The following is a 10,996-nucleotide window of genomic DNA, read 5'->3' as shown; positions in this document are numbered from 1 at the left end:
AATGATTGATGGTATTGCGATTAAAACCGGTCAGCAAAGCGGTTTTTGAGGCTTCAATATCGGCACAAAAGTGCCGAATAATTTTTTTGAGCTGATATGTGCTTAATTTACTGTTGTATCTCATTTTTCTAGTCTAACAGAATGATTCTGCTAGTCTAGAGCCTAACAAATTATTTTCTTTGCGTTGTCAAGCTATAAAGATTGTCTAGATTTTCGCTGCCGCCTAAGGCAAGCGCGAGCGCGATGCGGCGGCTGATGCGCTGATAGCGGTTGTCCAGCATGGCGGATTCGATTTCGCGGCGCGACTGCTGTGCATCCAGCAGCGTTTGCAGACTGTCTGCACCTGCCTGATAGCGGATTTGGCTTAGCCGTTCAATTTTTTGCGCGTTTTTCAAACGTGCGGCAATGTGGGCGGCGTTGTCGTCGCTTTCTGCGACTTTACTTAGGGCTTTTTCAACATCGGCAAAGGCGCGATAGAGCGTTTGTGTAAAGTTCGCCAGATTAGCCTGATATTGTGTTTGCGCGTTTTGCAGCGCCAAATTGCGTTCGCGTTGTTGCAAAAAGGGCAGGCTGATGCTGCCTGCAAGACTGGCAATCGGATTGCGCAGCAAATCGCCTAAGATGTCGCTGCTGCCTGAAATACCGCCGTTAAGGTTGATGTCGGGATAAAAATCGCGTTCTGCCACGGCAATATTGCCCAAATCCGCTTGCAAGCGGTATTGCGCCGCACGCAAATCCGGACGTTGATGCAGCAAGGCGGCAGGCAGCTGCGGCGCGATTGCCTCGATAACGATGTCACTCAGGCGGCTGGAGCTTATGAAGCTTTGCGGAGCTTGTCCGAGTAAAATGCTGAGCGTGATTTGCGCTTGTTCGATTTCGGCTTCAAGACTGCGTTTGCTGATGGCAAGCGCGCTAAGGGCTTGTTTGGCATTGCTGTGTTCCAATTCGCTTGCCGCGCCTTCGCTAAGGCGTATGCCGACGAGGCGGTAGGTTTGTTCTTGATAGGCGATTTGGGCTTGATTGAGTTCGAGTTGTGCTTGGGCGTAAAGCAGTTGCAGCCAAGCGTTGGCAACTTCGCCTTGCAGGGAAAGACGGGCAGCAAGCATATCTTGGGCACTGGCATCTGCGTTCCAAGCGGCGGTTTGAGTGGTGGCGGCGAGTTTTTGCCATAAATCCAGTTGGTAGGCGGCGGAGAAAGAGGCGCTAAAACCGCTGCTATTGCTGTTAGTGCCGTAATGATGTGCGGCATTGGCGCCGAGATTGCCGTTAGTACTAATGCTTTGCGCCAGCGCTTGACTGTCAAGAGCAAGCCGCGCACGTTGCCAAGTAAGGGCGGCGGCTTTCAAATCTTGATTGCCGAGCATGGCTTGCTGCATGAGCGCGTTTAATTCCGCACTGGCAAATTGCTGCCACCATGCCTGTTGCCGAGCTACGGATTGCTTGGCGGCGGCAAGCATCCATTGCTGCGGAACGCGGATTTCCCGCGCCAGCTCCGTGTCAATGTTTTTAATCGGCGCAATACTGCATGCGCCAAGCAATAAGGTTAGGAATAGGGTGCTTTTGCTAAATGGCATGTTATTCTCCGCTGAGGGCTTGCACAGGATCAAGTTTGGCGGCATTTTTTGCGGGTAAATAGCCAAAGAGTATGCCGATGCCGGTAGCACAGGCAAAAGCAAGAATAATAGATTGGGTGGAATATATCATGCTGAAATCGCTATAGCTAAGTGTGATGATTTTGCCTAAACCGAATGCTAATCCGATACCAATAATGCCGCCGATTAAACACAGCAATATGGCTTCAATTAAAAATTGCCGCATGATATCGCTTTGACGTGCGCCGACTGCCATACGAATACCAATTTCTTGTGTACGTTCTGTTACAGAGACTAACATAATATTCATTACACCAATGCCGCCAACAATTAAAGAAATGACCGCTATTGCGGAGATGAGTAAAGATAAAGCTTGCATAGTTTCAGTAATAGTTTGACGGAGAGAGTCATTATTAAATAAAGTAAAATCTTCGCCACCATGGCGATGAATTAAAATACGCTTTACTGCATCCTCTGCAACTGCGCTATCTACGCTGTCGGAAATGCGGAGAATGATATTGGATACATAAGTTTGTCCCAACAAACGACTCATCACAGAAGTATAGGGTGCCCAAACTCCAAGACTATTACTATTAGAAAAACGATTTTGATTACTTAAATCTATGATTCCAATAATGGTAAGCGGCATGTTGTTGATTAATACTACTTGCCCTAAAGGATTTTTCTTACCAAATAATTGTTGGGCACCTTTAGTATCTAAATAGCCTACAGATTTATGTTGTTCAATATCCGAGTGAACTAAGCCCCTTCCTTGAACGATAGGGATATTTTGTACTTGAAAATATTGTTCACCTATCCCAGTAATGGAAGCATTAATTTCTTTATCATTGATGCGCAAAATTTCAAAGCTGCTAACACTTGGAGTAGCTGAGTCAATAAAGCTTTGTTGAGCTAAAATTTGGGCATCATCACTGGTCAAGGTGCGAATACGTTTTGCATGCCGATCACCAAAATGTCCAGGAAATACTTCAATGGTATTTGAACCTAAATCACTAATACTGGAAAGTACTTGCTGCTGTGAACCTTGACCAAGTGCGACCATACTCACGACTGAGGCAATGCCGATAATAATGCCGAGCATAGTTAAAAATGCACGCAATTTATGTCCCATAATCGCGCGCACCGCCATGGCAAAAGCAGAACTTAAAGCTCTGATTGCAAATAAATCACGACCGCGTGCAAAAGCTTTAGGCTGTGGCGGCTTCATATCGCGTTCATGCTTTCTGCTATCATTGATGATTCGCCCGTCTTTGAGCTCAATTACACGGTCGGCACTGGCGGCAATTATGGGGTCATGTGTGACTAAAATGACAGTATGCCCTTCGCTGTGCAATTCGCGCAAAATCCGCATCACTTCGCGTCCCGATTCGCTATCCAGTGCGCCGGTCGGCTCATCGGCAAAAATGATTTTGCCACCGTTCATCAAAGCGCGGGCAATAGAAACTCTCTGCTGTTGCCCGCCTGATAATTGCGTGGGTTTATAGCTGCAGCGCTCGCCTAGTCCAAGACGATTAAGCAAAGCATCGGCACGCGCTAAACGTTGTGTCTTATTTACGCCAGCATAGACGGCAGGAATTGCCACATTTTCACGTGCCGTTAAATCATTGAGTAAATGATAACGCTGAAAAATAAAGCCAATATGCTCACGACGCAAACGTGCACGCGCACGAATGCTTAACTGCTTGGTATTTTCGCCTTCAAGCCAATAATCACCCTCACTAGGTCTGTCAAGACAGCCTAAAATATTCATTAAGGTAGATTTTCCTGAACCAGATTGCCCAATAATTGCAATCATTTCGCCAGCATGAATTTCGATATCTAAGCTATGCAAAACAGTAACTTCTGTTTCGCCGTTACCATAGCGTTTAATTAGATTCTGTGTTTTAATCAGCACTTCACACATTTAGAATATTCTCGGTCCTTTTGGTGAAGATGATGGATTATCTGCATGACTAACAATCACCGCTTCACCTTCTTGCAAACCATTCAACACTTCCGCATATACGCCATCTTCCAATCCAACTTCAATCTTACGTTTCTCAGCTTGACCATTTATTAAGACAGATACCATTGTTTCGCCATTTGGTAAGTTTTCAATTGCCGTCATGGGGATTAAGAGGACGTTTTCTGCTTTATCAACCTCAATGGCAATCGTAGCAGTCATGCCATAGCGTAAAAATCCCGCTGCATTATCCACATCAATATGCCCGTAATAATAAATCGCGCTACTGCTGCTGATGCTGCCATTATCGGAAATTTCTTTTGGTGCAGGATCAATACTGGATAATACGCCTTGATAAATTTGGTTGTTTTTACCTAGTAAAGTTACTTTAACGGGTAAGCCGACCTTCATCACAGCAATATCTGCTTCCGCAATTTCTGCTTTAATTGTCATTACATCTGTACGTGCCAAAGTAACAATCGTTGGGCTGGATTGCACCGCATTAACGCTTTGTCCTCCTTCAACCGCCGCTGCAATAACCGTTCCAGCAATTGGTGCAGTTACCTGCGTATGGTTTAAATTTAAACTCGCATTAGCAATTGTTAGTTCGCTTTGGCGAATATTTGCTTGTGCTTCAATGATTGCATTTTGAGCACTATTGAGTGTTGCCAAAGCATTTTCTTGCGCTTCTTTTGAGCCTGCACCTTGTTTGTACAAATTATTGGCGCGATTATAGGCTTGTTGTGCTTGTTTTAGTGTTGACTGTGCTCGTGCTAACGCCGCTTGCTGGCTTTTTAATTGTGCTTCAGCAGTTAATTTGGCATTTTCCTGTGAGCGGGCATCAACCTCTGCAATTACATCACCCGCCTTGACTATGTCACCAATTTTTACATGCATTTGCGCAATTTCTCCTGAAACTTGCGCGCCGACCTGCACAATTTTTTGCGGATAAATTTTGCCGCTGGCATTTACTAGGTAAGACAAATCACCGCGGCGAACCTTTTCGGTAATATATTGCTGTGCCGAATCGGCTTCTTGCCGCTTGGCTTGATGCTGCTGCCAAGCATAGACCGCGCTGCCCAAAATAACGATAATAATTAGAAACTTCAGCCAAGAAAAACCTCGGCTACGGATTGATTGCTGCATAGTGTCCTTCCTCATTCGGCGGCTATTATAGCGATGCGTGCCATAAAGATAAGCTACAAGGCGGTAATCTTGATGCATGTTTGCACCAGCCGCATGAATATTTTGACGCTAAGCGCTACAATTAGAATTCGTTTGGGCAAAAAAAAGCCCCGTGTGTCGGGGCATATATTTCTGTCACATTGCGATGGAGCACATTATAGGGAGAAAAAGGCGGTGGCGCAAGTTTTTCTTTAAAAACAATATAGTATGAAAAAGGTTCTATATTAAATAATTGATTTTTTGAATTTTTATTGTCGTTTTTTATTAACTTTGCCAAGCAAAACAGAAATATTTCTATACTTGATTTAATGGTAGATAATTAAAAATCATTTAAAATCATTATTTTGTAAATAAGTTGCTGATTTTGTCAAAAATATATTTGCTATTCTTAATGCCATTTATTATTATTAACCACGACAGAGCTGTCATGTACTCTGTCACATTGCCTCATGATGATTTTACCCCGCCCGATTGGTCGGGGTTTTTTTTGTCTTGAAATCTGTTTGCTATCGATTAAGTCTGCGGAGGTTCCTGCTTTGCGCTAAAATAAGCGCATATTTTTATTGTTCATCATATAAGGAAAAAGTATGACTCAGTACGTTCTCGTCATCAATTGCGGCTCTTCAAGTTTGAAATATGCGGTAATTGATCCGGTCACAGGCGATTCGCCTTTAAAAGGCTTAGCCGAAAAATTGGGACATCCAGTCGGTATGTTCACGGCAAAAACCGCTTCGGGCAAAACGCAATATGATTTGAATCCGGGAACGCATGAAAAGGCTTTGGAGGTTTTAGTCGAAGTGTTGAAAGCCGAAAATCTGATGGAAAGCATTCAGGCGGTCGGGCATCGTGTGGTGCATGGCGGCGAATATTTTTCCGAATCGGTTTTGGTTAATGAAGATGTGCGGGCGAAAATTGCCGATTGTATCCGTTTGGCACCTTTGCATAATCCCGCGCATGTGGAAGGCATCGATGCCGCTTTGCATCATTTCGGCGATTTGCCGCAGGCGGTGGTTTTTGATACCGCTTTCCATCAACAAATGCCGGAAAATGCTTATTTATACGCGCTGCCTTATGAATATTACACGAACTGGCATATTCGCAAATACGGCTTCCATGGCACTTCATACCGCTATATCGCTTCGCAATTGCCTGAATTGCTGGGCAAGGAAAAAGTCAAATCGATTGTTTGCCATTTGGGCAACGGCGGTTCTGTGGCGGCGATTAACAGCGATCATTCGGTGGATACCACTATGGGCTTAACTCCGCTGGAAGGTTTGGTGCACGGCACGCGTACCGGCGACATCGACCCCGCCATTCCCAGCATTTTGATGGAACAATTCGATGTTGATGCCAAAGAAATGAGCGATATTTTATGGAAACGCTCCGGTTTACTCGGTCTGTCCGGTATTTCCAATGATTGCCGTACGTTGGAAGAGGAAATGGAAAAAGGCAATGCCGCAGCGATTCGGGCGATGGAAGTCTATTGCTACCGTTTAGCCAAACATATCGGCGCGCAATTGGTGGCTTTAGGCGGCTGCGATGTTTTGGTCTTTACCGGCGGTATCGGAGAGAATTCCGATTATGTCCGCCGCCGCACCGTCGAGCATTTGGCTTTCTTAGGTTTTAGCCTCGACCAAGCGCGCAATAAAGAAGTGCTGTTCGGTAAAACCGGCGCGATTCATGCCCAAGGCAGTCTGCCGGTTTGGGTGGTGCCGACCAATGAGGAATTATTGATTGCCCGCGATACCGCCGCTTTGGCTGCCTAATAAGGAAAATCGATGAGTAAAAGTATCTTATTAGTCGGTACTTACAAGCAAGTAGGTCTGACTTCCGCCGTGCTCGGTTTATATCACGCGCTGGATCGCAAAGGGGTAAAAACTGGTTTTTTCAAACCTGTGATGCAATATGCCGAAGGTCAGCAAAGCGATGTCAGCTATGATTTGATGGCGAAATATTGCCGCGGCAATGCCGAGCCTTTAAGCCCTGAAACGGTGCAGGAAGCGCTAGACAGCCATTCGCTTGACGAGTTGATGGAAGAATTACTGCGCCGCTACGAAGATGCCCGCGGCGATGCTGATGTCGTGATTTTAGAGGGTTTATTGGAATCCTCCGCTGTGCCTTATGCGGCGCAGGTCAATCAGGCGGTCGCCCGCGCTTTAAATGCGGAAGTCATTATCGTCAGTAGCGCGGAAGTAGAATCCGTCTCGCGTTTGGATAATCAAATCGCCTTCGTGGCGGAACAATTCGGCGGTTTTAATGGTCGCCAATTATTGGGCGCGATTATCAACCATGTGGACGGAAAAGGGCTTAGCCGAGCGCAGTTGGAAGGATTGGCCTGTTTTAAACAAGCGAATTTCCTGCTCTTAGGCGCCATCCCCTCCAAGCCGGAATTAAGCGCGCCGCGCGTCAGCGATTTGCAAAAGCATCTCAATGCCAGCGTCTTATTTGCCGGCGAGATGGAGACAAGACGCGTGCAAGAGATTGTGATTTTTGCCCGCACCGTTCCCAATGCCAGACAATATCTCATTCCCAACAATTGCATTTTCTGTCCGGGCGACCGCGACGATGCTTTGATGGCGGTAACGATTTCCGCTTCCGCAGGAACGCAGTTGGCCTGCTTGGTTCTCACAGGCCCGACGGAGCCTTCAAAAACGGTATTGGAATTATGCCGTCCCCTGATTGAGAAATCGGGGTTGCCCTTGCTGCATGTGGACTCAAACACATGGGGCTTGGTTGGCTTGATGGAAGGATTTAACCGCTATCTGCCTCTTGACGACTCGACCCGCTTGAATAAAACGCAGGAATTTTTCGCCGATCATATTGCCTATGACTGGGTGCAGGATTATCTGCAAGACGTGCGCGAAAATATTTTATCGCCCGCTTCTTTCCGCTATCAGTTGGTGAAAGATGCAATTGCGGCAAATAAAAATATTGTACTGCCCGAAGGCGACGAGCCGCGCACGGTGGTGGCGGCAAGCCAAGTGGCTGCCCGCGGCATGGCGCGCTGCGTCTTATTGGCCAATCCTGCCAGTGTGGCGCAAGTGGGGGAGCAGCAGGGCGTTACCTTGGGCGAAGGCATTACGGTCGTCGATCCGGATGCGGTGCGGGAAAATTATGTGGCGCGTTTGGTGGAATTGCGTGCCAACAAAGGCATGACCGAAGTCATGGCGCGCGAGCAATTGCGCGATAACGTGATGCTCGGCACCATGATGCTGGAAGCCGGCGAAGTGGACGGATTGGTCTCTGGCGCGGTGCATACCACAGCCAATACCATGCGTCCGCCTTTGCAAATCATCAAAACCGCTCCAGGAGCGAAAATGGTGTCTTCCGTTTTCTTCATGTGCCTGCCCGACAGCGTGATGGTTTACGGCGACTGCGCGATTGTGCCGAAGCCTAATGCCGATGAATTGGCACAAATTGCCATTCAGTCCAACGATACCGCCAAGGCTTTCGGCTTAAATCCGCGCGTGGCGATGATTTCTTATTCCACCGGTTCTTCCGGCAGCGGCGAAGATGTGGAAAAAGTCAAAGCGGCGACTGAAAAAGTACGCGAACTGCGTCCAGACATTATTGTTGACGGTCCCTTGCAATATGATGCGGCGGCAGTCGCTTCCGTAGCGGCAAGTAAAGCGCCGAATTCTCCGGTCGCCGGTCAGGCGAATGTATTCGTATTCCCCGATTTAAATACCGGCAATACGACCTACAAAGCGGTGCAACGTTCGGCAAACGCCATTTCCATGGGACCGGTCTTACAGGGAATGCGCAAACCGGTCAATGATTTGTCGCGCGGCGCTTTGATTGACGATATCGTCTATACGATTGCCATTACCGCGATTCAAGCAGCGCAAAATGACTGATTGGCTGTCGGAAGTGCGTTTCAACGAGCAGGGATTGGTGGCAGTCAGTGCAATTGATGCCGATGACCGCCAACTGCTCATGCAGGCATGGATGAATGCCGAAGCCTTGCAAGCCACGATTGCCCGCGGCGAAATGGTTTATTACAGCCGTTCGCGCCGCCAATTGTGGCATAAGGGCGAAACTTCGGGGCATACGCAAACGCTGATAGCCCTGTATTTGGACTGCGACGGCGACAGTTTGCTGGCGGAAGTGCGGCAAAAAGGCGGCATTGCCTGCCATACCGGACGCCGCAGCTGCTTTTATCGCCAATTCATTGACGGGCAATGGCAGGAATGTCTGCCCGTTTTAAAATCAACGGAAGCCATTTATGGAAAATAATGCCTTATCGGAATTGGAAAAAATTATCGCTGCGCGGCGTAGTGCCGCTGCTGACGACAGCTACACCGCACAGCTCTTGCAGGCGGCGCCTGAAAAACTGCTGAAAAAAATCGGGGAGGAAGCGACGGAAATCGTGATTGCGGCGGTCGGTCAAGGACGCGAAGCCGTATTGTATGAAAGTTGCGACCTTATTTATCACTTAATGGTCTTATGGGCGCGCGAAGGTATCGCTTTGCAAGATATTTCGCTAGAATTAGCGCGACGTTTCGCCCTTTCGGGCTTGGAAGAAAAAGCAAATCGTAAATAATGAGGTATTCTTATGGGTATTAGTCCTATTCAACTGTTAATCGTATTAGTCATTGTGGTCTTGATTTTCGGCGGCAAACGCCTGCGCACCTTAGGCTCGGATTTGGGTAGTGCCATCAAAGGCTTTAAAAACGAAATGAAAAGCGAGGAAGAGACTTCGCAGCCGCAGCAACGCGTCAGTCATGAGCAAAGAGATGATGGCGTGATTGACGGCGAAGTGACTTCAAAAGACAAAACCGTTTAAGCATCGGGAAACAAGCCATGTTCGATATTGGCTTTTGGGAGCTGGCTGTGATTGCCGTTATCGGCATCGTCGTAGTCGGTCCCGACAAATTGCCTGAAGTGGTGCGCAGTATTATGGTCATGGTGCGCAAAATACAGCGTATGTTCAGCGATGTGCGCGGCGACATCGAACGCGAGCTGCATTTGGACGAAGTACGGCGCAGCGTGGATGAAATGGATTTGCAAGAGCATATCCGCAAATTGAACCAATCGGTTATCGAGACTGAAAAAAAAGTGCGTTCGGAAGGCAATAAAATTTTGCAAGATATTGATTCGGAGGTTAAAGCCGTTGAGCAATCTTTGCAAAACATTGCCGATGAGCGCGCGCAAACTGCGGGCGGACATGAGCGGATAACGCAATATGAGGTACCTGCCCAGTCTGAAGCCGAAGCTGAGCGCGACAGCGGCATCGAACATATCGGCGCCGCCGTCGATAGTCCTGCTTCCGATACCTTAGCCGATACCGCTTCTTCCGCCAAGCCGAGCTGAATCATTTATGAGTACTTTACCGCCTAATACTGAAAATGAAGACGAAGAAATGTCTTTAGTCGAGCATTTGGTCGATTTGCGCCGCAGCCTGATCAATATCTTATTGGTAATGCTGGGCGTATTTGTCTTAATGCTGCCTTTTAACCAATCCATTTACGAATTCTTTGCCCGCCCTGTCTTGATGAACTTGATGCCGGGGCAAAAAATGCTGGCGCAGCAGCCGATAGATGTTTTTCTGACGCCGATTAAAGTCTGTTTTTTCATGGCGGTGCTGATTAGCATTCCGTGGACGTTGTATCAAATTTGGCGTTTTGTCGCGCCGGGCATGTATCGGCATGAAAAACGCCTGATGCTGCCGATGGTGGTTTCTTCAACGCTCTTATTTTATTTAGGTGTTTTATTCGCCTATTTTGTGATTTTGCCGCTGATGTTCAGTTTCTTGGTCAAAACGGGGGCATCTTTGCAAGGCGTTGAATTAATGCCGGATATTACCGGCTATGTCAGTTTAAGCTTGGCGATGTTCATGGCATTCGGCTTGGTATTTGAAGTGCCGGTGGCAACCGTGATTTTAATCCGCATGGGTGTGGTGGAAATTAAAACCTTAACCGCCAAGCGGCCTTATATCATTCTGATTGCTTTTGTGGTGGGAATGCTACTGACACCGCCCGATATTTTTTCACAGACCTTATTGGCGGTGCCGATGCTTGTGCTATTTGAAATCGGCATTTTGGTAGCGAAATATTGGCAAGGAAATACTGAAGAGAGTGAAGAAGAAAAAGCCCGCTAAGGGCTTTTTTAATGCTTGGCAGATTCAAGTATGAAGTGCAACGCGCCCAAAGCTAGCTTTAACCTCCAATGGCGTCATAAAGCCTAGCACCTTACGAGGACGATTATTCAAATTGTCCTCTATCTCTTTGATGAATTCAGCGCAGAGATTATCAAG

General features: G+C 47.3%; 10 protein-coding genes and 1 pseudogene. 7 read left to right on the top strand and 4 right to left on the bottom strand.

What is annotated here, in order from left to right; all coding sequences use genetic code 11:
* Positions 1-170 precede the first annotated feature (170 nt).
* The 3 genes from ACJHVI_RS01325 to ACJHVI_RS01315 are packed head-to-tail and all read right to left on the bottom strand — an operon-like array spanning position 171 to position 4,701.
* Complete coding sequence (locus ACJHVI_RS01325; protein WP_483182782.1) at positions 171-1,574, bottom strand: efflux transporter outer membrane subunit; 1,404 nt, start codon at positions 1,572-1,574, stop codon at positions 171-173.
* A gap of 1 nt (position 1,575) precedes the next feature.
* A complete protein-coding gene (locus ACJHVI_RS01320) occupies positions 1,576-3,516 on the bottom strand; it encodes a MacB family efflux pump subunit (protein ID WP_483182781.1) in 1,941 nt (646 codons plus the stop codon).
* Positions 3,517-4,701, bottom strand: coding sequence for an efflux RND transporter periplasmic adaptor subunit (locus ACJHVI_RS01315; RefSeq protein ID WP_483182780.1), 1,185 nt, complete (start codon positions 4,699-4,701; stop codon positions 3,517-3,519). It abuts the gene before it with no gap.
* A gap of 626 nt (positions 4,702-5,327) precedes the next feature.
* On the opposite strand from ACJHVI_RS01315, the gene ACJHVI_RS01310 reads away from it, so the two are divergent.
* Genes ACJHVI_RS01310 through tatC form a run of 7 tightly spaced genes read left to right on the top strand, consistent with a single transcriptional unit; the run spans position 5,328 to position 10,840 of the window.
* Complete coding sequence (locus tag ACJHVI_RS01310) at positions 5,328-6,506, top strand: acetate/propionate family kinase (RefSeq protein WP_483182779.1); 1,179 nt, start codon at positions 5,328-5,330, stop codon at positions 6,504-6,506.
* A gap of 12 nt (positions 6,507-6,518) precedes the next feature.
* Positions 6,519-8,597: a phosphate acetyltransferase gene (gene pta, locus ACJHVI_RS01305; protein WP_483182778.1), complete on the top strand. Its 2,079-nt coding sequence runs from the start codon at positions 6,519-6,521 to the stop codon at positions 8,595-8,597.
* Positions 8,590-8,976, top strand: a complete 387-nt coding sequence (gene hisI / locus ACJHVI_RS01300) for a phosphoribosyl-AMP cyclohydrolase (RefSeq protein ID WP_483182777.1) — start codon at positions 8,590-8,592, stop codon at positions 8,974-8,976. Before pta ends, hisI begins: the two co-directional genes overlap by 8 nt.
* On the top strand, positions 8,966-9,283 hold the full coding sequence (locus ACJHVI_RS01295) for a phosphoribosyl-ATP diphosphatase (protein WP_483182776.1): 318 nt from the start codon (positions 8,966-8,968) through the stop codon (positions 9,281-9,283). The genes hisI and ACJHVI_RS01295 overlap by 11 nt, the downstream gene beginning before the upstream one ends.
* A gap of 12 nt (positions 9,284-9,295) precedes the next feature.
* The gene (gene tatA, locus ACJHVI_RS01290; RefSeq protein WP_483182774.1) at positions 9,296-9,526 is read left to right on the top strand and encodes a twin-arginine translocase TatA/TatE family subunit; all 231 of its coding nucleotides are present in this window, start codon (positions 9,296-9,298) and stop codon (positions 9,524-9,526) included.
* A gap of 17 nt (positions 9,527-9,543) precedes the next feature.
* On the top strand, positions 9,544-10,053 hold the full coding sequence (tatB, locus tag ACJHVI_RS01285) for a Sec-independent protein translocase protein TatB (protein WP_483182773.1): 510 nt from the start codon (positions 9,544-9,546) through the stop codon (positions 10,051-10,053).
* A 7-nt stretch (positions 10,054-10,060) separates the two neighbouring features.
* Complete coding sequence (tatC, locus tag ACJHVI_RS01280; RefSeq protein ID WP_483182771.1) at positions 10,061-10,840, top strand: twin-arginine translocase subunit TatC; 780 nt, start codon at positions 10,061-10,063, stop codon at positions 10,838-10,840.
* A 24-nt stretch (positions 10,841-10,864) separates the two neighbouring features.
* Here tatC and ACJHVI_RS01275 read toward each other — a convergent pair.
* A pseudogene (locus tag ACJHVI_RS01275) lies at positions 10,865-10,996 on the bottom strand (IS30 family transposase); the annotation flags it as partial.

This window comes from Suttonella sp. (genome assembly GCF_056855035.1).
The sequence above is the reverse complement of the archived record's forward strand: the minus strand, read 5'-3'. Positions and strand labels throughout refer to the sequence as shown.

Excerpts from the sequence above, each read along its gene's own strand:
- ACJHVI_RS01325 (WP_483182782.1), bottom strand. The coding sequence starts at position 1,574 with ATGCCATTTAGCAAAAGCACCCTATTCCTAACCTTATTGCTTGGCGCA.
- ACJHVI_RS01320 (WP_483182781.1), bottom strand. The coding sequence starts at position 3,516 with ATGTGTGAAGTGCTGATTAAAACACAGAATCTAATTAAACGCTATGGT.
- ACJHVI_RS01315 (WP_483182780.1), bottom strand. The coding sequence starts at position 4,701 with ATGCAGCAATCAATCCGTAGCCGAGGTTTTTCTTGGCTGAAGTTTCTA.
- ACJHVI_RS01310 (WP_483182779.1), top strand. The coding sequence starts at position 5,328 with ATGACTCAGTACGTTCTCGTCATCAATTGCGGCTCTTCAAGTTTGAAA.
- pta (WP_483182778.1), top strand. The coding sequence starts at position 6,519 with ATGAGTAAAAGTATCTTATTAGTCGGTACTTACAAGCAAGTAGGTCTG.
- hisI (WP_483182777.1), top strand. The coding sequence starts at position 8,590 with ATGACTGATTGGCTGTCGGAAGTGCGTTTCAACGAGCAGGGATTGGTG.
- ACJHVI_RS01295 (WP_483182776.1), top strand. The coding sequence starts at position 8,966 with ATGGAAAATAATGCCTTATCGGAATTGGAAAAAATTATCGCTGCGCGG.
- tatA (WP_483182774.1), top strand. The coding sequence starts at position 9,296 with ATGGGTATTAGTCCTATTCAACTGTTAATCGTATTAGTCATTGTGGTC.
- tatB (WP_483182773.1), top strand. The coding sequence starts at position 9,544 with ATGTTCGATATTGGCTTTTGGGAGCTGGCTGTGATTGCCGTTATCGGC.
- tatC (WP_483182771.1), top strand. The coding sequence starts at position 10,061 with ATGAGTACTTTACCGCCTAATACTGAAAATGAAGACGAAGAAATGTCT.